The organism is Citricoccus zhacaiensis, from assembly GCF_014645315.1.
Taxonomy (GTDB): domain Bacteria; phylum Actinomycetota; class Actinomycetes; order Actinomycetales; family Micrococcaceae; genus Citricoccus; species Citricoccus zhacaiensis.
The window spans coordinates 563,938-586,400 of sequence record NZ_BMLQ01000001.1 but is presented as its reverse complement, the minus strand read 5'-3'; the positions used below and the strand labels follow the sequence as shown (position 1 = coordinate 586,400).

At 69.2% G+C, this 22,463-nt stretch carries 21 protein-coding genes and 2 pseudogenes; 15 read left to right on the top strand and 8 right to left on the bottom strand.

The window, feature by feature from the left end:
* Window positions 1-96 precede the first annotated feature (96 nt).
* The 6 genes from IEX49_RS02545 to IEX49_RS02520 all read left to right on the top strand — a co-directional run bounded on the left by IEX49_RS02545 (window position 97) and on the right by IEX49_RS02520 (window position 4,919).
* Window positions 97-492, top strand: a complete 396-nt coding sequence (locus tag IEX49_RS02545; RefSeq protein WP_188803827.1) for a hypothetical protein — start codon at window positions 97-99, stop codon at window positions 490-492.
* 85 nt (window positions 493-577) lie between these two features.
* A complete protein-coding gene (locus IEX49_RS02540; protein WP_188803825.1) occupies window positions 578-1,738 on the top strand; it encodes a GTP-binding protein in 1,161 nt (386 codons plus the stop codon).
* Complete coding sequence (ykgO, locus tag IEX49_RS02535) at window positions 1,735-1,857, top strand: type B 50S ribosomal protein L36 (RefSeq protein ID WP_026544400.1); 123 nt, start codon at window positions 1,735-1,737, stop codon at window positions 1,855-1,857. Before IEX49_RS02540 ends, ykgO begins: the two co-directional genes overlap by 4 nt.
* 55 nt (window positions 1,858-1,912) lie before the next feature.
* Window positions 1,913-2,788 (top strand): 16S rRNA (cytidine(1402)-2'-O)-methyltransferase, encoded by an 876-nt coding sequence (rsmI, locus tag IEX49_RS02530; RefSeq protein ID WP_188803823.1) that lies wholly within the window; start codon window positions 1,913-1,915, stop codon window positions 2,786-2,788.
* A gap of 40 nt (window positions 2,789-2,828) precedes the next feature.
* Window positions 2,829-3,230, top strand: a complete 402-nt coding sequence (locus IEX49_RS02525) for a VOC family protein (protein WP_188803821.1) — start codon at window positions 2,829-2,831, stop codon at window positions 3,228-3,230.
* 195 nt (window positions 3,231-3,425) lie between these two features.
* The gene (locus IEX49_RS02520; RefSeq protein WP_188803819.1) at window positions 3,426-4,919 is read left to right on the top strand and encodes an NAD-dependent succinate-semialdehyde dehydrogenase; all 1,494 of its coding nucleotides are present in this window, start codon (window positions 3,426-3,428) and stop codon (window positions 4,917-4,919) included.
* Window positions 4,920-5,065: 146 nt separating this feature from the next.
* On the opposite strand, the gene IEX49_RS02515 is transcribed toward IEX49_RS02520, so the two are convergent.
* Genes IEX49_RS02515 through IEX49_RS02505 form a run of 3 tightly spaced genes read right to left on the bottom strand, consistent with a single transcriptional unit; the run spans window position 5,066 to window position 9,850 of the window.
* A complete protein-coding gene (locus IEX49_RS02515; protein WP_188803817.1) occupies window positions 5,066-7,708 on the bottom strand; it encodes a transglutaminase-like domain-containing protein in 2,643 nt (880 codons plus the stop codon).
* Window positions 7,705-8,871, bottom strand: a complete 1,167-nt coding sequence (locus IEX49_RS02510; protein ID WP_188803815.1) for a DUF58 domain-containing protein — start codon at window positions 8,869-8,871, stop codon at window positions 7,705-7,707. The genes IEX49_RS02515 and IEX49_RS02510 overlap by 4 nt, the downstream gene beginning before the upstream one ends.
* Window positions 8,872-8,905: 34 nt before the next feature.
* The gene (locus IEX49_RS02505) at window positions 8,906-9,850 is read right to left on the bottom strand and encodes an AAA family ATPase (protein ID WP_229672162.1); all 945 of its coding nucleotides are present in this window, start codon (window positions 9,848-9,850) and stop codon (window positions 8,906-8,908) included.
* 301 nt (window positions 9,851-10,151) lie between these two features.
* Between IEX49_RS02505 and IEX49_RS02500 the strand changes: the two genes are divergently transcribed.
* Together IEX49_RS02500 and pth are read left to right on the top strand one after the other, a co-directional pair.
* A complete protein-coding gene (locus IEX49_RS02500) occupies window positions 10,152-10,757 on the top strand; it encodes a 50S ribosomal protein L25/general stress protein Ctc (RefSeq protein ID WP_188803814.1) in 606 nt (201 codons plus the stop codon).
* 80 nt (window positions 10,758-10,837) lie between these two features.
* On the top strand, window positions 10,838-11,410 hold the full coding sequence (pth, locus tag IEX49_RS02495; RefSeq protein WP_229672160.1) for an aminoacyl-tRNA hydrolase: 573 nt from the start codon (window positions 10,838-10,840) through the stop codon (window positions 11,408-11,410).
* Between the two features lie 13 nt (window positions 11,411-11,423).
* On the opposite strand, the gene IEX49_RS02490 is transcribed toward pth, so the two are convergent.
* Window positions 11,424-12,041 carry an arsenate-mycothiol transferase ArsC gene (locus tag IEX49_RS02490; protein ID WP_188803810.1) on the bottom strand — a complete coding sequence of 206 codons (618 nt, stop codon included), beginning with the start codon at window positions 12,039-12,041 and terminating at the stop codon, window positions 11,424-11,426.
* A 315-nt stretch (window positions 12,042-12,356) separates the two neighbouring features.
* Between IEX49_RS02490 and IEX49_RS02485 the strand changes: the two are divergent.
* Window positions 12,357-13,588, top strand: a pseudogene (locus IEX49_RS02485) (IS256 family transposase).
* A 32-nt stretch (window positions 13,589-13,620) separates the two neighbouring features.
* Here IEX49_RS02485 and IEX49_RS02480 read toward each other — a convergent pair.
* Window positions 13,621-14,202, bottom strand: a complete 582-nt coding sequence (locus tag IEX49_RS02480; RefSeq protein WP_188803808.1) for a hypothetical protein — start codon at window positions 14,200-14,202, stop codon at window positions 13,621-13,623.
* 55 nt (window positions 14,203-14,257) lie between these two features.
* Between IEX49_RS02480 and IEX49_RS02475 the strand changes: the two genes are divergently transcribed.
* The 3 genes from IEX49_RS02475 to IEX49_RS17050 all read left to right on the top strand — a co-directional run bounded on the left by IEX49_RS02475 (window position 14,258) and on the right by IEX49_RS17050 (window position 17,154).
* On the top strand, window positions 14,258-14,920 hold the full coding sequence (locus tag IEX49_RS02475) for a TetR/AcrR family transcriptional regulator (RefSeq protein ID WP_188803806.1): 663 nt from the start codon (window positions 14,258-14,260) through the stop codon (window positions 14,918-14,920).
* A gap of 50 nt (window positions 14,921-14,970) precedes the next feature.
* Window positions 14,971-15,978 carry a TatD family hydrolase gene (locus IEX49_RS02470; RefSeq protein ID WP_188803803.1) on the top strand — a complete coding sequence of 336 codons (1,008 nt, stop codon included), beginning with the start codon at window positions 14,971-14,973 and terminating at the stop codon, window positions 15,976-15,978.
* A 195-nt stretch (window positions 15,979-16,173) separates the two neighbouring features.
* Window positions 16,174-17,154: a resuscitation-promoting factor gene (locus tag IEX49_RS17050; RefSeq protein WP_308421900.1), complete on the top strand. Its 981-nt coding sequence runs from the start codon at window positions 16,174-16,176 to the stop codon at window positions 17,152-17,154.
* A 13-nt stretch (window positions 17,155-17,167) separates the two neighbouring features.
* Here the strand turns inward: IEX49_RS17050 and IEX49_RS02460 are convergent, their stop codons facing one another.
* The 3 genes and pseudogenes from IEX49_RS02460 to IEX49_RS02450 all read right to left on the bottom strand — a co-directional run bounded on the left by IEX49_RS02460 (window position 17,168) and on the right by IEX49_RS02450 (window position 20,064).
* A complete protein-coding gene (locus IEX49_RS02460; protein WP_188803802.1) occupies window positions 17,168-18,127 on the bottom strand; it encodes an IS481 family transposase in 960 nt (319 codons plus the stop codon).
* 60 nt (window positions 18,128-18,187) lie between these two features.
* On the bottom strand, window positions 18,188-18,490 hold the full coding sequence (locus IEX49_RS02455; RefSeq protein ID WP_188803800.1) for a hypothetical protein: 303 nt from the start codon (window positions 18,488-18,490) through the stop codon (window positions 18,188-18,190).
* 253 nt (window positions 18,491-18,743) lie between these two features.
* Window positions 18,744-20,064: pseudogene (locus IEX49_RS02450) on the bottom strand (IS1380 family transposase).
* Window positions 20,065-20,291: 227 nt separating this feature from the next.
* On the opposite strand from IEX49_RS02450, the gene IEX49_RS02445 reads away from it, so the two are divergent.
* Genes IEX49_RS02445 through IEX49_RS02435 form a run of 3 tightly spaced genes read left to right on the top strand, consistent with a single transcriptional unit; the run spans window position 20,292 to window position 22,328 of the window.
* The gene (locus tag IEX49_RS02445; RefSeq protein WP_188803798.1) at window positions 20,292-21,458 is read left to right on the top strand and encodes a glutathione-independent formaldehyde dehydrogenase; all 1,167 of its coding nucleotides are present in this window, start codon (window positions 20,292-20,294) and stop codon (window positions 21,456-21,458) included.
* 1 nt (window position 21,459) lies between these two features.
* Entirely contained in the window at window positions 21,460-22,029 is a 570-nt protein-coding gene (locus IEX49_RS02440) for a type 1 glutamine amidotransferase domain-containing protein (protein ID WP_075871118.1), read from the top strand.
* Window positions 22,026-22,328: a putative quinol monooxygenase gene (locus tag IEX49_RS02435; RefSeq protein WP_188803796.1), complete on the top strand. Its 303-nt coding sequence runs from the start codon at window positions 22,026-22,028 to the stop codon at window positions 22,326-22,328. The genes IEX49_RS02440 and IEX49_RS02435 overlap by 4 nt, the downstream gene beginning before the upstream one ends.
* Window positions 22,329-22,463: the final 135 nt, after the last annotated feature.

Below are 22,463 nucleotides of genomic sequence, written 5' to 3'. Positions count from 1 at the left end.
CAGACCCGTCGGCGCGGACTCCTGGTTGCGCTGTGCCACGACCCGTGCGGACCGCTCCTTCCAGAGTGGTCCGCGCGGGCGGGCAGGAACCGCTCCGTGAACGGTCTCGAAGGAGCCGGGGTGGCGGGGGACCTGATCTCCTGGATCGGGCTGATCCTCGGACTGCCCGTCCTGCTCGTGGGAATGCTGCTGCGCGCGGGTGAGAAGGGCCTGGTCCCCACCGAGGTCGTCCTCGTGGCGGACGGCGGAACGCGGTGGGCGCGCTGGTTCTCCGCCGGCGAGTTCCATGAGCGTCCCCTGAGCGGCGCAGAACGCGCGCGCCTGGCCGGCCAGGACGTGTGCCGGGGCTATGTGGGCCGCCGTGACCCCTCCGCGATGCGGTTCGAGCGCCGCACAGCGTCGACCAGCGTGTGCCTGGCCCTGGGCTCCACCTTCGTGGTGCTGGGTGTGTGCGGGTTCGCGCTGTCCCTTCTGCTGATGGTGTTCGACTGAGTACCGAGGGCGGTGAGTGCAGGACTGGAAGAGGAAGATGAACCCGCACTGATGTTGAGAATGATTCTCATGTAGCCTGTTGGTCATGCACCTCACCGTCGTCAGCTCCCTCGATGCCCTATGCCGTCAACAGGCCTGCGACATGTTGGCCGCTGCCTATCCCGAAGCCGTGCTGATGCTGCATGACCTCTTGGAGGACGGCCTCCTGGTGCGCCGAACCATCCGGCCCGGGGCGCCCCCACAGCGGGGAGAGACTCGACTGGAACATCCCTGCCCCAGCTGCGCCATCCGGTTGGACATCGAGCCCTCCGTGCGGCGCTCGAAGGTAGCCGGCGTGGAGCACCTCATTCTCGGTCTGCCTCCCGCGCTGCCGGCGGCCGCCGTGGTGCGGGCACTGAACAGCGGCGTGCGCCGGTCACTGGTGCTCAACGCCGTGGTGCTGGCCTGCTCGCCGGGTGCGGTCGAGGACCAGATCTGGGACCGCCATACGCTCTTCGAGTCCGGCTACCTCGCCCTGCCTGACGATGAGAGAACCCCCGGTGAGTTCCTCATGGCGGAACTGGCCTCTGTTGACTCTGTGCTGCTGGCGGACCCCGACGTGGTCCCGGCCGACCCGCCTGCCAGTGCTCGCGGCCTGCAGCTGCTCCGGGAGCTGGCCCCGCATGCGCGGATCACCGAACGGGCAACCGACATCAGTCCTGCCCACTCAGGCGGTCCTGTCCACCCAGGAGTGACTGCGTCGGAACGGAGCACCGATGTGAGTGGGCCGCCATCCTGCGCCGGGATCGCGACGGATTCTCCGTTCACCACCGTCGTCCACCGGTTCCACCGCCCGTTGCACCCAGAGCGCTTCCATCACGCACTGCGATCTCTCGCCCAGGGATGCTGCCGTCTGCATGGCCAACTCTGGATGGCGCCGGCACCGGAGTGCCGGATCCTGCTGCGGGGAGCCGGTCCCCGCGTATGGCTGGAGAATGCGGGCCCCTGGCCCGCCTATCTGCACGGTCACCCGCAGGATCCATCAGGCCTTGAAGACCCGGTCACCACCGTCCGCGCCGGGGCGGAGGCAGGCCACCCCAGCACCGTGATCTCCGCAACCGGGGAAGGCCTCGACGCTGCCGAGATCATCCGACTTCTCACCGACTGTCAGCTGACAGAGGCCGAGATGAAGGGCGGTTTCACCGCATTGGCCGACCCGTTCGGCCTGGACACCACCCATGACATCGATTCCCGGAGGACATCATGAAAGTACGGAATTCACTGCGGGCACTGAAGAAGGTCCCCGGCGCACAGGTGGTCCGCCGGCGCGGGCGCACGTTCGTCATCAACAAGAAGAACCCTCGGATGAAGGCCCGTCAGGGCTGAGGCGAGTCAGCCCTGACGGGGACTCAGTCCTCGGGCAGACCTCTAGCATGAGGGGATGGCGCCTACACAGACCCCCGAGGACCGGCTCGGCGACACCACCGGTCAGATCGTGCTGGCAGCCACGCCGATCGGGAACCTGGCTGACGCATCCCAGCGGCTCAAGGATCTGCTGGCGACCGCGGACATCGTGGCTGCCGAGGACACCCGCCGGGCCCATCACCTGGCCCAGGGGCTGGGCGTGCGGATCACCGGGAAGGTGGTCAGCCACCACGAGCACAACGAACGGGAATCCACCCCGGAACTGTTGGCGGCCGCCCGGGGAGGTGCCGTCGTCGCCGTCGTCACCGATGCGGGGATGCCGTTGGTGTCCGATCCCGGTTACCGGCTGGTGTCCACCGCCGCGGCCGAGGGCGTGGACGTCACCTGTGCTCCGGGGCCCAGCGCCGTCACCACGGCGCTCGCGCTGTCCGGGCTGCCGACGGACCGCTTCGCCTTCGAAGGGTTTCTGCCTCGCAAGGAGGGGGAGCGGGCCCGCCTGCTGACCGAACTGGCGAGGGACGCCCGCACCCTGGTGTTCTTCGAGTCACCGCATCGGCTGGCCGCCTCCCTGGCCTCACTGCGGGACGCCTTCGGCGCCGACCGGCCCGCCTGCGTGGCCCGGGAGCTGAGCAAGCTCCATGAGGAGGTGGCCCGGGGATCGCTGGACCACCTCGTGCAGTGGGCGAACTCCAAGGAGATCCGCGGTGAGATCGTCATCGTCACCGGCGGGACCGAGGCAGAACCGGACACGGACACGGCCGGCCAGGTGGCCGACGTCGAGGTCCTGGTGGCCTCCGGAACACGGTTGAAGGAGGCGGTGAACACCGTTGCCGCCGCCCGCGGCGTCCCGAAGCGGGACCTCTACGAGGCAGTGCTGGCCGCCCGCGCCTGAGGCCTCGGCCTGCCGATTCCGGCGGAGTACGGTGGCGCCCATGGCTATTGCACGCTTTCCCACGTTCGTGATCGACTGTCCGGATCCAGCGGCCCTGGCCGGGTTCTATGGCACCCTGCTCGGCTGGGAGGTCCAGGACCAGGCCGACGGTGACGACCACTGGCTCGACCTCCGTCCCGCCGACGGCAGCAACTGCATCTCCTTCCAGCGGGCCCAGGACTACCGCGCACCGGACTGGCCGGGGCAGGACTCCCCACAGCAGATGCACCTCGACGTGATGGTGGAGGACCTCGACGCCGGGGAGAAAGCCGTCCTCGAGCTGGGGGCCACCAAGACGGAACACCAGCCGGGCGAGAGCTTCCGCGTCTTCCTCGACCCGGCGGGGCACCCGTTCTGTCTGTGCCGAGCCGAGGAGTCGGCCCGGCTCCCCATGGGCGGTTGACACCACGGCTGACACGGCGGCTGACACGGCAGTGATATCCCGGGCAGCATCCGCGGCCGCACCGGCGCAGTCGTAAAGTGACCTGCTCGCGTCACGGGGCTTCATCGCCCAGTAGGGTGGGATCGAAGGTACCCAGCTGCGCGGTCTCACCGGCGCTGGTCCGACCGAGCCGACTGACCGGAAAAGAGGTTCCCCATGACTGTCACCACTGTCACTGCCGAACGCGAGCAGGAACTGCTGCAGTCCGTCCCCACCGGCGTGCTGATCGACGGGGCGTGGCGTGACGCCAGCTCCGGCAAGACCCTGGATGTCCATGACCCGGCCACGGGCAAGGTCCTGCTGTCCATCCAGGACGGCAACTCCGATGACGCCCTGGCCGCCCTGGACGCTGCTGCGGCCGCCCAGCACGACTGGGCACTGACCGCCCCGCGCGAGCGCGCCGAGATCCTGCGCCGCGCCTTCGACCTCGTCACCGAGCGGGCCGAGGACTTCGCCCTGCTGATGACCCTGGAGATGGGCAAGCCGCTGGCCGAGGCCCGCGGTGAGGTCGCCTACGGCGCCGAGTTCCTGCGCTGGTTCTCCGAGGAGACGGTGCGCCACTACGGCCGTTACTTCACCTCGCCCGAGGGTAAGAACAAGATGATCGTGACCCACAAGCCGGTGGGTCCGTCCCTGCTGATCACCCCGTGGAACTTCCCGCTGGCGATGGCCACCCGCAAGGTGGCTCCCGCCGTGGCCGCCGGTTGCACCATGGTGCTCAAGCCCGCCAAGCTCACCCCGCTGACCTCCATGCTGTTCGCAGAGGTCATGCAGGAGGCCGGACTGCCGAAGGGCGTGCTGAACGTGGTGGCCGGCTCCTCGGCCTCCGCCATCTCCGGCCCGCTGATGAAGGACTCGCGCCTGCGCAAGGTCTCCTTCACCGGCTCCACCCCGGTGGGCGTGAAGCTGATGCAGGACGCCGCCAACAACGTGCTGCGCACCTCCATGGAACTCGGCGGCAACGCCCCGTTCCTGGTGTTCGCGGACGCGGACCTGGATGCCGCCGTCGAAGGTGCCATGGCCGCCAAGATGCGCAACATGGGCGAGGCCTGCACCGCGGCCAACCGCTTCCTGGTCCACGAGGACGTGGCCGTGGAGTTCAAGGCGAAGTTCGCCGCCGCGCTCAAGGCCCTGAACCCGGCCCGTGGCACCGAGCCGGAATCCACCGTGGGCCCGATCATCGACGGCGGCGCCCGCGATGACATCCACCAGCTGGTCACGGACTCCGTGGCTGCCGGCGGCGAGGTCGTCACCGGCGGACAGCCGAAGGACGGCGACGGTTACTTCTACCTCCCGACCCTGCTCTCCGTGGGCAATGACAACCCGATCCTCTCCGAGGAGATCTTCGGCCCAGTGGCCCCCGTGACCACCTTCGCCACCGAGGAGGAGGCCATCGAGCTGGCGAACGCCTCGCAGTACGGGTTGGCCTCGTACATCTACACGAAGGATGTCAACACGATGTTCCGGGTCTCGGAGCAGATCGAGTTCGGCCTGGTCGGCTTCAACGCCGGTGTCATCTCCAACGCCTCCGCCCCGTTCGGCGGCGTGAAGCAGTCCGGCCTGGGGCGCGAGGGCGGCGCCGAGGGCATCGAGGAGTACACGACGGTGCAGTACATCGGCATGGCCGACCCGTACGCGGCCAAGAGGTAGTCCCTGACGTAGCCCATCCGGTCACAGCCTCGCGCTCGTGACCCACCTTTGACCCACTGATCGTGACGATTCCCCGTGATTATCACCGGGAATCGTCACGATCGGTGGGTTTTGTGACCTGGTAGTCCGTCACCGGTCGCGTTGGATCAGCGGCGGAGGGACTCTGGCACCAGCGACCGCGGGAACCACCGGGCACGACGCCGGCCGGCCGGATCCGCGGCGTGCTCCAGTCCCGCGATGATCATCCGGGCGGCGGCAGCCACGTCCTCGGCCCCTGCCGGGGGCGGCGTTCCCTCCGGGGCGTAGCGGTGCCAGGTGATCGCCTCGACCAGGGTGTCTGCGGCGGCCTCAAGACACGGCGGACCCTCGGCCACCCCGGCGGCATCGAGGTCCGGCGGACCCTCGGCCACCCCGGCGGCTTCGAGGTCCGGTGGATCCCCGGCCACTCCGGCCATCCCAGCCATCCCAGCCATCACAGCCACCGCGGACGCACCGCTCAGCTCAGCCACCGCTGTCACTCTCGCGATGAACGCCTGCTCGGACTCATGCGGCTTCCGGCCCAGGTCGAGGTCCACGGCGGTGTCCTCCACCTCCGCCCAGGCCTGGGGCGCCGATCCGGCGGACAGTCGTGTCTGCCGCCGACGCTGCCGCAGCCCGCGGGGGAGGACCAGCAGCAGCGTTACCGCGAAAATTGTCCCGGCCAGGGCGAGCAGCACCCCGACCGAAACTCCGGGGGCACCGGGGGTACCGGGCCCGTCCGCGGCGTCCGGGCCGGCGTCGTCACCGGGGGACTCCGGCTCCTCGGAGGCGGACGGGGACGGGGAGGCTCCCTGACCCTCCACTGAGGGATCGGGCGAGGCGGTGGGCTCCGCGGTGTCCTCGGACTGGGCGTAGGACGGCACGCGGCCGACGCTCTGGGTGGGTTCGAAGGGCACCCAGCCGACCTGGTCGATATAGAGCTCCGGCCAGGCGTGGGCACGGTCCGCTGTCACCCGGTGGCGCCCGTCCACCGCGCCGACCGGGGCGTACCCCACCACCACCCGGGCCGGGATGTCCACGGACTGAGCCATCATCACCATGGCCGAGGCGAAGTGGATGCAGTATCCGGCGCCGGCCTCCAGGAACTGCTCCGTCAACTCGAGGCCAGACCCGTCATAGCCCTGCTCCACCGGAGCCGTCTCCGAATAGGTGAACTCGTCGGAGAGCAGATGGTCCTGGAGTGCCACGGCCTGTTCCACCGGATTGTCCGTGCCCGCGGTGAGGTCCTCGGCGAGTTCCTGGACGGCGGAGCCCTCCAGTGCCGGGTCCGCACCCCACCGGTTGTACACGCCCTGCGGAGCGATCGCGCCGGCCCGGTCGGCCAGCTCCTCGAACGTCAGGTCCAGGGGCAGCACGGCCGTCTGATAGGAGATGTCCACCGGGCTCGCCTCCTGGCGGTAGGCGCTGAAGGTGGTGGGGTCGACCTGCCAGCCCCACTCGCCGACGGTCGGCTCGATCGCCACGGTCTGGTCCGGCAGCGGGGCCCAGTTCCCGGCCCACCCGTCGAGGGTCAGGGACACCAGGTCCCAGCTCGGCGGGGCACTGCCCTCCCCGGTGTCCGCGGTGCCTTCGGTGCCGTCGGTGCCGGCAGCGTCGCCGGCATTGACACCATCGCTGACATCGCTGACATCGCTGACATCGTTGACATCGCTTGCATCGCCACCGTCGCCGCCCTCGATCTCAGCGAGGTGGGCCGCGGCCGGGTAGAACGAGGTGTTGGTCGGATCGCCGGCGTACTGCGGTGGGTTCGCATCCCAGGGGGAGGCCATCACGTCGTCCACCACGGCGGTGCGCAGATAGACGCCCAGACCGTCGTCCGTCTCATAGGTGATACCCGCGTACCCCTGACCGCTGCGCAGCTCCTGGCTCAGGTCCGCCGCCGGGTTCACCGGTCCGGTGCCCTGCCCGAGGATGAAGCGCTGACCTTCGGGTGCCAGCCCAGCGGACAGGAAGGGCAGCGTCAGCTGCGCCACGATCAGCGCCCCCACCGCGACGCCGGCCGCGGCCACCGTGCCCCAGCCCGCCGCCCAGCGCCCTCCCGCCGTCCAGCCCCAACCCGCCGCGCGACGGCCTCCCGCCGTCCGACGCCCTTCCGCGTCCGCCGTCCCTCCAGTGCTCGCCGACTCAACCCCGACCGCGCCGGCCGACGGACTGCTCGCACGCGAACCGGTATCCGCCGCCAGAAGCCCCAGCCAGGCCGCGGCGGCGAGCGCCAGGGCCGGCCACGGGGTGGACCCCGCCGTGATCGCGGCCGCCCCGGCGATCAGGGCCAACGGGGGTAGGCCGGCGATGGCGGGGCAGCGCAGGCCCACGGCGATGGCATCGGTCACGAGGGCTGTCAGGGCCAGGACGGCGCCGACGCCGGCCAGCAGCGGCGCGCTGGTCTCCACCGGGATGGTGCCCGTCCAGATAGTCTCCCGCAGCTCGGCGGTGGAGGTGGCGATCGAGGCGAGGGTCTCCGGTTGTGGCACCAGCCCGACCATCAGGGTCTCGGGCCACCACTGCCGGGACCAGAACCACCCGGCGGCCAGCAGCCCCGCCAGCAGCGGGCGCAGCATCCGAGGGCCCAGGCTGCGCACCACGGCCGCCGCGCCCAGCCCCACCACGGCAGGTCCGGCGGCCGGCCCCAGCCACGCGGCCACCGGTGCCCGGAAGGCGGCATCCACGGCCACTGCGGCGGACAACACCAGCACCGCGACCAGCACCGCCGGCAGCCACACGGTCCTGAGCAACTGACGAGCCGCGGTCATGAGCCGCCCTCCGCCACGAGCCAGCCGCCGGCCTCCAACCGCTCGGCGGCATCCCGGCGGCCCTCCGTCCCGAACAGCACGGCCACCCGCTGCAGGTGGTGCGGCACGGTGGCCAGCACGGGGAGGTCCTGCCCCACAGCGGTCCCGAGCAGGGCGACGACGGCGGCTGCCTCGCCCGGCAGTGCGGCCGGCCACGTGGCCTCCCGGAAGGACGGTTCGAGGACGGCCGGTGCCAGGGACGGGTCCAGGGCGTGGCCGTCCTGGTCCATCAGCAGCACCTGGTGGCCGGCGTCCTGCAGCCGCAGGATGAGGGCTGCCGCTGCCTGCAGGGCCCGCTCGAACCCGGGGGAACTCTGCCAGTGGCGGCCGGCACCGCCGTCCACATCGAACCGCTCGGCGGCGAAGGAGACCGCGCGGCAGTCCAGGACCACCACCGCCCAGGGGTCGTGAGCCCACTCCTCCTGACGCACCATGAGCCGGCCGGTCCGGGCGGTCGCGCCCCAGTGGACGCGGGTCAGCGCGTCTCCGTCCCGGTGCTCGCGCACCAGCAGGTCGTCCGGGGCGGCCTGGCTGCCCAGCAGGTCGGCGGCGTCGTGCTCACCGACGCCGGCCCGCAGGACCCGGTCGAGCTCGTCGTCCTCCAGTGGCAGGGGCTCCACCTGGACCCTGCTGGTCCCGGCGACCTGGGCTCGGGCCGACCACAGGCCGAAGGGGCCGGACAGGCGGGCCAGGGCCGGGCCGACGTCGTACACCCCGCGCTCGCGGGCCCGCCACCGGTAGCCGCCCTGCGGGACGGGAACCGGCCGGCCGCCGGGGAGCGCATCCGCCAGGCCGGGCACCGTGCCGTCGAAGGTGATCTGCGTGCTGCCGCCCACTGTCAGCGCGCCGGGTACCACGGACCGCGTCAGCCGGATGCGCCGGGCCAGCACGGTCCGCACGGCCAGCACCGCACAGGACACCGCGACGACGACGGCCAGGAAGAGTCCCAGCGCGACGGCCTCACGCCGGCCCAGGGCGAGCCCCACCACCACGAGCAGGGCCGCCGCCACGGTCAGGGCCAGCCCGCGTGGCGTCGGCCGGGGTGCGGTCGGGGAGGAGGCGCCCGCGGCGGATCGACGGGTGGTACGGGCGGAGGTGCGCCGGGAGGGGGGAGCGGAGGCCATGGCGGAGGGGATCGTCTCGGAGCGGCTCAGGACATCACGGGCCGGCCGGCACCGGGACCGAGTGCAGGATCCGCTGCGTGGTCGCGTCGGCCTGTGCGGCCTCCTGCGTGGAGCGACGCCGGAGCATCAGCCGGTGCGGGAACACCACGGGCACGACGCCGGCCACGTCCTGGGGCGTGGTGAAGGACCGGCCGCTGATCGCGGCCTCGGCCTTGGCCGCCCGGAGCAGCTGCAGCAAAGACCGGGGGCTCGCGCCGACGAGGACATCCGGGTGCTCACGGCTGGCACGGCCCAGATCGATCACGTACCGGGCGACGGCCTCGGAGACGTGCACGCGGGACACCGCCTCGATCATCTGCAGGACCTCCTGCGTGGTGGTCACGGGGGCCAAGCGGTTCACGGGGGCGGAGGAGGGCAGCGGTTCCTGGTGCGTGCGGAGCATCTGCAGCTCGGCCTCTGGGTCCGGATAGCCCATGGTGATGCGGGCCATGAACCGGTCCCGCTGAGCCTCTGGCAGGGGATAGGTCCCCTCGGACTCCACCGGATTCTGGGTGGCCACCACCATGAACGGTTCCTCGAGCCGGTGGGTGGTCCCGTCCACGGTGACCTGGTGCTCCTCCATGCACTCGAGCAGGGCGGACTGGGTCTTGGCCGAGGCGCGGTTGATCTCGTCCCCGATGACGATGTTGGCGAACACCGCTCCCGGGCGGAACTCGAAGGTGTGGCGGTCCTGGTTGAACACCGAGACGCCGGTGACGTCCCCGGGCAGCAGGTCCGGGGTGAACTGGATGCGATTGACCTTCCCGCCCACGGTCCGGGCCAGGGCCCGGGCCAGCAGGGTCTTGCCCACGCCCGGGACGTCCTCTACGAGCAGGTGGCCACCGGCCAGCAGGACCAGCAGGGCGGTGCGGACCGCCTGATGCTTGCCGTCCACCACGGAGTCCATGGCGTGCAGCATCGCCGCCGTGGCGGCCGTCAGCCGCTCACCGCCTGCCGCCCACGAGTCGCCCTGCCGCGAGCCGCTTCCGGGACCGTCCTCGTGCCGTTGGCCGGCTCCGTCCTCGTGCTCCTGCCTGGCGGTTGACACGTCCACGGATCCTCCTGCGCTGGTGCGGGTCCCTCGGGAACCCAGCCTACTGGTAGGATGGTCGGCGTTGCCCAGGCGAGGGAGCTTTCCGCTCCGTGATCGACGAGGCTGCCGTACTGCACGGCTGTTTTCCTGCCTGGAAGGCCCGCCGCCACCACCGTGGCCGCGGATGAAGAAGTACAGGAGGAACACCATGAGCGACAACACCAAGATCCAGGTCACCCTGCGCGAGGACTTCGGCAAGGGCGCATCCCGCCAGGCCCGCCGCGACGGGCTGATCCCCGCCGTGGTCTACGGCCACGGCGGCGACCCCGTGCACCTGCTGATGCCGGCCCAGCAGACCTCCCTGGCCGTCCGTAACCCCAACGCCCTGCTGACCGTGGTCCGCGACGGCGAGGAGCACCTGGTGCTGCCGAAGGCCATCCAGCGCAACTTCATCAAGCAGACCATCGATCACCTGGACCTCATCGTCGTCCAGCGCGGCGAGAAGGTCGTCGTGGACGTGTGGGTGCACGTCGAGGGTGAAGCCGCTCCGGGCACCACCTTCAACCTCGAAGAGGCCTCCGTGCCGGTGCTGGCCGATGCCACGCAGCTGCCGGAGAGCGTCACCATCAACATCGAGGGCCGCACCGCGGGCGAGCACGTCTTCGGTGCCGACGTCCAGCTGCCCGCCGGCACCACACTGGAGCTGGCCGACGACTACGTCATCGCCACCATCTCCGAGCTCACCGTCCAGGACCTGGGCGAGACCGAGGGTGAAGGCGAAGAGACCGCGGCCGCCGAGTCCACCGAGGGCTGATTCCTCTCGTGACAACGCAGGATACGGCGCGGGGGGCCGGTGCTCCGGCCTCCCCGTCAGCCTCAGGTGCCTCCACCTGGCTGGTGGTCGGGCTCGGCAACCCCGGGCCCGACTACGCCCGTACCCGGCACAACGTCGGCCAGATGGTCATCGACGAACTGGCCGACCGCTTCGGGACGCGCCTGACCGCACACAAGGCGGGCGCCGCCGTCGGGACCGCCCATGTCCGTCCCGGCGGACCCAAGCTGCTGCTGGCCAAACCGGCCAGCTACATGAACGTGTCAGGGCGCCCCGTGGGCGCCCTGGCGCGGTTCTACTCCGTGGCCCCGGCGAACATCATCGTGGTGCATGACGAGCTCGACATCCCCTTCGACGCGCTGAAGCTGAAGATCGGCGGCAGCGAGGGCGGCCACAACGGGCTGAAGTCTATCTCCCAGGTGCTCGGCACCAAGGACTACCTCCGCGTCCGCGTCGGCGTCGGCCGACCGCCGGGACGCCAGCCCGCCGCCGACTTCGTCCTGCGGCCCTTCAGCGCCGCCGAACGCGAGCTGCTGCCCCTCCACCTGGACCGCGCCGCCGACGCCGTGGTCGAACTGGCCACCGCGTCCCTGGAGCAGGCCCAGCAGAAGTTCCACCCCGCGCCGACGCGCTGAGCCGGCTCGACCGTCAGCGGGCGAGGTCCGCCAGCAATTGAGCCATGTGCCCGACCGCCGGCTCCAGCACCTCGGCCATGGCCGGGTAGGCGGCATCCTCACGGCCATAGGGATCCGGCAGGTCGATCGAGTCCAGCGAGCCGCGGACCACCGGGCGGTGCCGGGCCAGGTGGCGCGCCAGGGAGCGGACCCGCTCGGGCAGGGATTCGAAAGATCCAGTGCTCGACGACGGCCCGCCCCAGGCCGGCAGAGTCCCGTTCTGCAGGGCCTCGGCGGCCGCACCGAACTCGGTCATGGTGAAGGTCCGGTTCAGCGCGCCCGGAGTGTCCCGCAGGACCCGGGCGATGTGGTCCTCGGTGGCCGCGAGGATGAGGTCCGCCTGCTGCACCGTGCGCGGATTGAGCGCTGTGGGAGAGTGGGTGCCCAGCGTCTGCAGGCCGGCGGCGCCCGGAAGCCCGTGGATCTGCTGCGGGACCGTGAGGTGTGGATTGACCTGGGTGCCCGCGGAGACGACCCGGAAGCGGCCCGGGGCCTCCTGCTCCAGGCGCTGGGCGAGCAGGTGATGCCCGTAGGCGGAGCGGCAGATGTTGCCCGTGCACACGAAGAGCACCGTGGCTTGCTGGTCGGTCATTCTGAGGAGGGCCTTTCGCAGGGGGAGGGGCGCCGTGGAGGGTCGGGCTCCGACTGTCCATGGTAGTGAATCGGGTAGCGACCGCTCGCGCGCAGCTGTCCGGCGGTCTGAAGCCCGAGGTCCATCTCATCAGCCGATGGTGATACCGCTGCGGCGGGGAGTTCGGTCAGGGCGTCTGGTTGAGAATGAAGAGCATGACAGGAGGGTGTTTCATTAGCTGTGTAAGGGTCCGGTCTCGAACCGAGGTGTGACCTGCGGGTTTCACCTCTTGGAAGGACCGATCGTATGACCGAAATAGCTGATGCCCAGAACCCCTTGGCCGCGGTGCTGAGCGCCGACCAGATCGACGCGCTGGTGACCGCCGCCGAAGACCTCGGACAGGGCCGCCACAGGGTCGAGGAGCTGCTCTCGCAGATGACCAAGGCCGTACTGGAGCGGGCCATGGAGACCGAGCTCAGTGACCACCTCGGATACGAGGCCGGAGACCCCGCCGGCCACGGGACCGGCAACTCCCGCAACGGCAAGACCACCAAATCCGTCCAGACCCTGCAGGGTCCCGTCCAGATCACCGTCCCTCGGGATCGGAACGGCTCCTTCGAGCCGGTCATCGTCCCGAAACGCGCCCGCCGGCTGGGCAAGGTCGAGGACATGATCCTCTCGCTCTACGCCCGAGGGATGACCACCAGGGACATCGGCTCCCACCTTCAGGAAATCTACGGGTCCAAGGTCTCGGCGGCGACGATCTCGCGGGTCACGGACGTGGTGGCCGATGAGGTCGCCCAATGGCAGTCCCGGCCCCTGGAATCGGTGTATCCGATCGTCTACATCGACGCGATCTGGCTCAAGATCAGGGACGGCGGGGTCGTGGCCAACAAGGCCTGCCACGTGGCCGTCGGCGTGGACCTGGAGGGCCGCAAGCAGGTGCTGGGCCTGTGGCTGGGAGCCACGGAGGGTGCTAAGTTCTGGGCCAACGTGCTGACCGAGATCCGCAACCGTGGCGTGCGGGACATCTTGATCCTGTGTTGCGACGGACTGACCGGGCTGCCGGCCGCGGTCAACAGCATCTACCCCGAGACCGTGGTGCAGACCTGCGTGGTGCACCTGCTGCGATCAGCGATGAAGTACGCCTCCTACAGCGACCGCAAGACGATGGCCAAGGACATGCGTCCGATCTACACGGCGGCCACCGTGCAGGCCGCTGAGCTGGCGATGGAGGCCTTCTCCGAGACCTGGAACGCGAAGGCCCCGGGGGCGGTGTTGGCGTGGCGGAATGCATGGGAGGACTTCACCCCGTTCCTGGCGTTCACCCCGGAGATCCGCAAGGTCATCTACACGACGAATCAGATCGAATCGATCAACTACCAGCTCCGGAAGATCACCAAGACCCGGGGCTCATTTCCCTCGGATGAGGCGGCGATCAAGCTGGTCTACTTGGGCATCCGGAACATCGAGACCACCGCGGTGGTGAGCTCGGTACCGGCACCCAGGGATGGCACCAAGCCCTGAACGCGTTCGCCGTGCAATTCCCCAACCGACTCCCGCTCTGACCACCCGGCAGAGCGGATAACCGACCGGATCCTTACACAGAAAACTTGACACCCCCCATGACAGCGCCGAACACCACAGATCCCATGACCAACCCATACACCCGGGAGTCCGTGTCGTTGTCACCCATCGTGACGTAGGGAAGCCGGAAGATCACCTCCTCCGTGAACGCGTTCATCGCCGCGAAGGGGATGACCAGCGCGATGTAGGCCCAGTGGAAGGTGAACCCACCCGAAAAGAACTGGAAGAAGGTCACCATCCCGACGACCATGACCATGATGAGACCCAGATACCACCCGTCGGACTCCCACCTCCCGCCCCCGGGCTGTGCGAAGTAGGGGCGAAGCGCACCCCTGCGCTTCAGATTGAGGTAACTGAGCCGAAACCTCCCGGCGAACCCGAACGTCAGCGACAAGGCCAGACCGGCCACGAGCACGGCACTGAGCTGGTAGTTCAGCACACCGTTCACCACGGGGCTTTCGAATGGACTGAGCTGAAACAGGGGCGTGTCCGCGACCAACCACAGCAGTCCGGTGGTGAACACCATGGCCACCGAGAACGCGCTCAGCTTCACGGCTCGCATACCCCGGCGGTCGACATCCCGGGTTCCGCCCACGTCGTCCTCCCGACGCGCACCGCATCATCTAGTCCGATCGTACTGAAATCGATACATGCGGACGAATGGTGAGGCGGCAGGCGAGAGGCGAGGCACCGTCGGTGGTCGTGCCCGGCGTGAGCAGATTGAGCGTGCCGCTGCCGAGGTACTGGCTGATGTCGGCTACGCGGCCGCGTCCGTCGCTCGCATCGCGCTACAGGCTGGGGTCAGCAAAGGGGTCATCACCTATCACTTCAGGAGTAAGGATGAGATTCTGCGTCGGGTCGCACTACGGCTTTTCCGGGAATGCGCGGACCACATCGTCGCCCAGACCTCTGCTGCGGCAGGTCCTGCCGCACGTCTACGCGCAGGCATCAGCGCGGAGCTGGACTTCTTCTCTTCGGGCCGCCTCGAGTTCCGTGCAATGGCTGAAGTCATGGCCAACCACCGCGACGCCAGCTTCACCCGGGCGTTCGATGATGTCGCCGGTGTGGAAGCCGTGGCGCTTGCGGAGCTGCTGAGACAGGGGCAGGCTCTGGGCCAGTTCCGGGCATTCGATGCAGACGAAGTCGCCCACTTGATCGGTGCCGCCAAGAATGGGGTCCTTGACCGATGGGCGTCCGACGAGGCGCTCGATCTTGCATCAGCGTCAGCGACCTTGCTCGACTTCGTCGAGTCCGCAGTATCCGTCCGCTCGGCGATGCGGATATCGGACCCGTTCGACGAGCTCGGCCGGTGACCGGCACCCCGCGGGGTATCGGCCGCGTCGGATGTGCCAGCATGGGGGACATGGCCTCTGAAGCATCCGCATCGACCGCCGCTCCCGAGCCTGTCGTCCCCGAGGCCTACCGGCCGGTGCCCGCCGTCGAGCAGCCCGCCGACCCGGCCACCGCTGCGGGCGGGCCGGACGGCCCGGGGGGTGCCCGTCGTCGGGAACCGACGGAGGAGAAGTCCCAGCGCAAGCGGCGCCTGGAGTACCCGCCGGCCCCCGAGCCGCTGGGCGTGCCCGTGGTGGACAACCACACGCACCTGGACTTCCGGGACGGACTGGTGGCGGTCAATGTGCACCAGGCCATGGACGCCGCCGCTGCGGTGGGCGTGGCCGGCGCCATCCAGGTGGGCTGCGACGTGGAGTCGGCCCGGTTCACCATCGAGGCGATCGAGGCCGAGCCCCGGCTGCTGGGCGCCGTGGCCATCCACCCCAACGACGCCGCCCGGCTGGCCGAGCGCGGACACCTGGATGCCGCGCTGGCCGAGATCGAGACCCTGGCCGCGCATCCGCGCGTGCGCGCCGTGGGCGAGACGGGCCTGGACTACTACCGGACCGGGCCCGAGGGGGTGGACGACCAGCAGGAGGCCTTCCGCTGGCACCTCCAGCTGGCCCACCGGCTCGGCAAGGCCGTGCAGATCCATGACCGCGACGCCCACGAGGACGTGGTGCGCATCCTGCTCGACACCCCGGGCCTGCCGGACCGCGTGGTCTTCCACTGCTTCTCCGGGGACGCCGCCCTGGCCCGGATCTGTAACGAGCACGGCTGGTACATGTCCTTCGCCGGCCCCGTGACGTTCAAGGCGAACGAGGCGCTGCGCGGCGCACTGGCGGAGGCCCGCGAGGAGCTGCTCCTGGTGGAGACCGACGCCCCGTTCCTCACCCCGCATCCCTGGCGCGGCCGGCCCAACGCCCCCTACCTGGTGCCGCTGACCCTGCGCGGCATGGCCGAGACCCGCAGGGTGGAGGCCGACGCCCTTGCCGCCGCTGTGGCGAACAACACGCGCCGGGTCTACGGCGACTTCTGACCAGCGCGTTCTCTCCGGAGGGAAAGTCTGGTTGCGGGAATCCGACGCGCCGAACCGTGATCAATTTGAGATCTTCGTTATCCAGCCGTTACAGTTGACCCTCAACTGGCCGGATCGGGCCACTCAGTGCGCCTGTGCCATCGGCCCTGAACCCCCGTGCCCGGAGATGACGACGTCTGGAACACCATGGCACGAGTGAAGAAGAACCGTCTGGCCCGGGGGATCGCCCAGGTCCTGGCGCTGGCCCTCGTCCTCGGCGGGCTGGTGGCCTTCGTGGTCACCCAGCGCGGGGCCGAGGCCACCGCCTCCGCACAGCGAGCCGGCGACGTCGCCACCGGCGAGACCGCCGGTCCGGGCTCCGACCTCGAGAGCTCCGTCCTCCAGCTGGAGCGGGCCTCCCGGGTGACCGTGGACCTGCCGAAGGTCGTCACCGTGACCTCCGGTCCGTACACCCGGTCCTTCGCCACCCAGGCCGTGAACATCGAGCAGGCGCTGCGCGAGGGCGGGGTGCAGTTCGACGACGACGACACGATCACCCCGGCCCGCGACACCCCGATCACCGAGGACGTGGACGTGACCGTCCAGCGCGTGGACACCACCACCGAGACCACCACGGAGTCCCTGCCGTTCGAGACCGTCGAGGTGGAGGACGAGGACCTGGCCGAGGGCAGGACCACCGTCCTGGCCGAGGGCCGGGCCGGCGAGCAGGTCACCACCTGGACCGTCACCACCGTGGACGGCGAGGAGACCGATCGCGAGGCCACCGCCACCGAGACCGTACGCGAGCCGGTGCAGCGCCGCCTCGCCGTGGGCACCCAGGAGCCCGAGCCGGCCCCGGCGCCCGCGCCGAGCCGCAGCACCACCGAGTCCAGCTCGGAGTCCTCCTCCTCTGCGTCGGCCTCCCCCGCATCCCAGGCGACCGCCCCCACCTCCGGCGCGTGGCAGGCCCTGGCGCAGTGCGAGTCCGGCGGGAACTGGTCCATCAACACCGGCAACGGCTACTACGGCGGCCTGCAGTTCTCGGCCTCCTCCTGGGCCGGCGCCGGCGGCACCCAATACGCGCCGCTGCCGCACCAGGCCACCCCGGCCGAGCAGATCGCCACCGCCGAGGTGCTGCGCGCCAACGGCGGCTGGGGCCACTGGCCCGCCTGCTCCGCGCAACTCGGCCTGCGCTAGGTGTACTCAGCCATTACGTTGGTGACAGTCGGTTGGTCGGTGGGTGTCCGCCGAGTGCGCTGTGGCTGCGTTCAGTGTTGTAGTACTTGAGCCAGGGGGCAAGGGCGGCTTGGCGTTCGTCGTTGGAGGTGTAGACCTGGCGGTAGGCCCATTCGGTGGCCAGGGTGCGGTTGAAGCGCTCGACCTTGCCGTTCTGCCAGGGGCAGTGTGCCTTGATGAACTTCTGCACTGCGCCGAGTTTCACGCAGGCCTGGTGGAACGCCGTTGATTTTCGGTAGGCGAACGCGTTGTCGGTGATCACTCGCTCGATCCGGGTGATGCCCTGGTCCGCGAAGTAGGCCGCGGCCCGGATGAGAAACCCGGCGCAGGTGCCACCTTGCTCGTCGGGCAGGACCTCCGAATAGGCCAGCCGTGAGTGGTCGTCGACCATCGAGTGGACGTAGTCGTAGCCGATGCCCCGGCCCCGGACTTGTTCGCTTCGCCCGTGGGCCCGCCAGCCCCCTCCGTCCGGAATCTTGCCGAGCTTCTTGACGTCCACGTGCACCAGTTCCCCGGGGCGGGCCCGTTCATAGCGCACGGCGGTGACCTTCGAGGAGCGGATCACGTCTCCGGTCAGCGGGTCGCACCGGTCCAGGGGCGGGATCTGGTGGCGGGTGAGGATCCGGGAGATCGTCCGGGCTGGTACCCCGGTCAGCGGGGCCAGCACGGCTGGGCCGGCTCGGTGCTGTCTGCGAGCGGCCACGACCCGTTCTTCGGCCCAGGCGGTGGTCTTGGTCGGCATCGTGTGCGGGCGCGATGACCGGTCGGCCAGCCCGGTCTCGCCCTCGGCGGCGTATCGGCCGATCCACTTGTAGACACACTGGCGGGAGACTCCCATCGCCGCGGCGATATGCGGGGGTCTCATCCTGTCCTGGTGGCGCTGGACGATCAATCGGCGGCCATGAACGGTCAGCCGGGCATTACGGTGGGACACGGGAGCCTCCTGTGTGTTGGTGCAGCCTTCGACAAGCCACACCTCACCGGGAGGCTCCCCTCACGTCAACCCCGAACTGTCACCAACCTCATGGCCGGGTACACCTAGCCCCTGCTTCTTGATCACTTTCGTCGTGATGAGGTAGTCCGCGATGTCGTCGTCGCTGAGATCGGGTGGCAGGGTGTGCATGCCGAAGTCTTCCAGGGTCTCGACCGTCTCTCGGAGCTGATGTCCGGGTACGCCGCGGATGAGCGCGGCCTCCACGGCGGTGCGAGTGGGAAGCACGACGAGTTGTTCGACCATTCCTGCAAGGACTCCGACTGCTGGATCTTCGTGTCCTGGCTTGTCATTGTCGACGATCACTCGGACGTGGAATCCGAGTTCAAGGGCGATCTCGGCAATGGCTGGGAGCCGGGTAACTCCTCCGTCTGACCCTGGCGGGGCGACCACGCGGATGCCGTTAGCCCCGGTCTTTCATGACGGCTGTCGGGATCGTGTCGGAGCCGTGTGGTCGAGTGCGCCCGTGTGCGGAGTGACTGCGGGTACGACGACGGGCCGGCTGGCGCTGCCGGGCTGCGGTTCTCCGGGTGGTGATGTCGGGGGCGGACGGGCCAGGTCAGGCCGGTTGCGGGATGGCGGCGATGTTCCCGAAGACCGCGACGATCGCGGCTGCCCAGGGCCACGACTCCGGGATCTTGAGGCGACGTCGGCGTGCGCTGTGAGCGAGTCGGGCGGGCACGTGGAGGAATCGGTAGCGCAGCGCCTTCGGCTCGCAGGTTGCCAACGTGGCGGCGTCGCCGATGCAGCCGAGCAGGCGGGTCCACGCGGTCAGGTCGGCCGCGATCTGGGTGATCATCAGCCAGGTCTGGTTGATATTGAACTCCCGCGACGGAAACCGTCCCAGGCCGCTGTCCTTGGCGTGGCGGATGCGGTCCTCGACCCGTGCATGGGCCCGGTGCCGGGCCTCGAGAAAGGCGAGCTGGCCGGCCGTGGTGTTGGTGACGAAGGCTTCGTAGCGCCAGCCGTCGCGTTCCTCGAACAGAGACAGTTGCGCGCCGGGGTGGGGGCATTCACGGCGCACGATCACCCGCATCCCGGCTGGCCACTTGGCGAGAACCTTCGGGTCGATGAGGCCGGTCAGCTCGGCGACGTCGCCGCCCTCACGAACGCCGCCGTCGGCATCGAGTGCTGGGGTCCAGATCTTCTTCGGGACCAGATCGATGACATCGCGGAGCTTCCCGGTGATCGCGAATCCCACGCTGTACTCGACGCTGCGGCCGCGGACCGTGCCCTGTTCGGTGAGCCAGTCCAGTAGCCCGTGGGACGAACCGGCGCCGTCGGAGCGGATGAGCAGCTTCTTGCGGTGGGTGCCGGGGACCTGGGCGATCGCCTCGGTCAGCACTTCGATGTGGTCGACAGTGGTGTTCGAGCCGGCGTTGCCTGCCCGCAGCTTGGCGGCGAGGAACTCACTGGTGTTGTCGCACCAAACCCCGATCGGGCGGTAGCCGAAGGACCGCTTGAACGTGGCGGCCGCGTTCTCCTTCTCGCTGTGCGCGATCACGATCGTGGCGTCGATGTCTAGCACGATGACGTCGGCGAGGTCGGTTCCGGCGACCTTGGACGCCGGGATGCCGCCGGGCAGTTGGGCCCACACGTGGCGCCGGACCCGAGCACGGGCGGCCGCGATCTTATTCCGTCGACCAGGCGTCATCGACTTCAGCGTGCGCCACACCGTCGGGGCCGATGCGACCGGGCCCAGGACACCGGCCTGGTGGCGCAGCAGGGACGAAGTTGCGGCGGGTCATCGCCTTGGACAGCTCGTCGGCCAGGCCGGTCCGGCCGGCCAGGAGCCTGGTCATGATGCTGCCCGTGTGAGCCACCACGCCGACACCGTTGACCGTCACGGACAGACCCGTCGACCACGAAGTACGCTTCACCTACGGAGTGCATTCCAACTCGGAGAACTTGGGACATCGCAATCACAAGTTTCCCCTGCTGTGCAGGCGCTTCCGTGCCTCTACGCGCCGATCACTCCGCGGCGTCGTGAACGATCCGGGTTAGCCCCCGGGTTCGGCCTGCCTTACCTACGACCCCCTCCCCTCGTTGTTGGTGGCGGTGTAGGGTCTGGAAAGTCAGATCACCACACAACGATTGGAGTTTCACCATGAAGGCTGTGGTCTATCAGGGACCGCGCGATGTCGCAGTCACGGATGTTCCGGACGCGAAGATTGAGCGGCCCACCGATGTGCTGGTCAGGATCACGACGACCAACATCTGCGGCTCGGACCTGCACATGTACGAGGGGCGGACCTCCTTCGAGAAGGGCCGGACGTTCGGTCACGAAAACATGGGTGAGGTGGTGGAGATCGGCAAGGGAGTAGAGAAGGTCAAGGTGGGCGACCGGGTCGTGATGCCCTTCAACATCTCGTGCGGGTTCTGCAAGAACTGCGAGCGCGGGCTCACGAACTACTGCCTGACGACGCAACCTGACCCGTCGGCCGCCGGTGCGGCCTACGGCTTCGCCGAAATGGGCCCGTACGGCGGCGGGCAGGCAGAACTGCTCCGGGTGCCGTTCGGCGACCACAACGCGCTGCGCCTGGGTGAAGATGCGCAGGACAAGGAGAACGACTACGTCATGCTCTCCGACATCTTCCCCACCGGCTACCACGCCACCGAGATGGCCGGCGTGATCCCGGGCGACAGCGTCGTGATCGCCGGGGCCGGCCCCGTGGGACTGATGGCCGCCCTGTCCGCGACGATCAAGGGCGCCGCAAAGGTGATGGTGGTCGATCGTCATCCCGACCGGCTCGCACTGGCCGAGCAGATCGGAGCGATCGCCATCGACGACTCCAAGGTCGACCCCGTGCAGGCTGTGCTGGACGAGACGATGGGGCTCGGAGCCGACCGCGGCTGCGAGTGCGTCGGATACCAGGCCCACGATCCTGAGGGCAACGAAGATCCGGCTGCCACCTTGAACATGCTCATCAACTCGGTCCGGTTCACCGGCGGGATCGGCACCGTCGGCGTGTTCGTGCCCCAGGACCCGGGGGCCAAGGACGAATTGGCCAAGCAGGGCAAGGTGGCCATCGACTACGGCACCCACTGGTTCAAGGGACAGACCATGGGTAACGGTCAGGCCCCGGTCAAGCGGTACAACCGTCGGCTGCGAGACCTCATCGCGGCTGACAAGGCGAAGCCGTCCTGGATCGTCTCCCACGAGATCTCGCTGGATCAGGCTGCCGACGCCTACAGGAACTTCGACTCCAGGTCCGAGGGTTGGACGAAGGTTCTCATCAAGCCCGGCATGTCCGAAGGAAAGGCGGCAAGCTGAGATGGCAGCAGATCTTCAGGGCAAGAGGGTCGCAATCCTCGCCGCCGACGGAGTCGAACGCGTTGAGCTCGAGCAACCCCGCGAAGCACTGGACCGCGCGGGCGCTCAGACCGAGGTCCTCTCGATCCACGACGGCGAGATCAAGGCCCGTAAGAACGACCTGGATGAAGCGGGCACGTTCACCGTCGACGGGCTGGTCGCCGACGCCTCGGTGGGCGACTACGACGCCCTGCTGCTCCCCGGCGGCACGGTGAACCCCGACCAGCTCCGGGTCGACAAGGACGCCGTTTCCTTCGTCCGCGACTTCGTCGAGAGCGGCAAGCCAGTGGCGGCGATCTGTCACGGGCCGTGGACGTTGATCGAGGCTGGCGTGGCCGCCGGTCGCACCCTGACGTCGTTCCCGAGCATTCGCACCGACCTGCGCAACGCCGGCGCCGACGTCGTCGACCAGGACGTGGTGGTCGACAAGAATCTCATCACCAGCCGGTCGCCGGAGGACCTGCCGGCGTTCTCCGAGGCGATAGTGTCCCAACTCGCGGGCACCCCGACAAAAGAAGAGGAGAAGTCATGAGTGTGACCAAGGGATTGCTGGTCAGGTTTGACGCGTTGCCCGGCAAGGAGGACGACGTGAAGGAGTTCCTTGACAGCGGCCGTGCGCTTGTTGAGGACGAGCAGGCGACCACCGCGTGGTTCGCGATCCGCCTCGGGCCGACCTCGTTCGGGATCTTCGACGTGTTCCCCGATGACGCCGGACGTGACGCCCACCTGTCCGGCCCTGTTGCGGTGGCTCTCGGCGAGCAGACCGGCGCGTTGTTCTCCGAACCGACGATCGAGAAGCTCGACGTACTGGGCTCCAAACTCCCCGCCTGACACCACAGACCGGGAGTCCTGGCCCAGAGAGGAGGGGGTCGCTGCGCGCGGTGACTTCGGGCTTACACAGCCCGCTGACGTCGTGGCAGCGGCCCCTTCTCTTGCGGCCTATCGCTCATCACCAACAGATCGAGG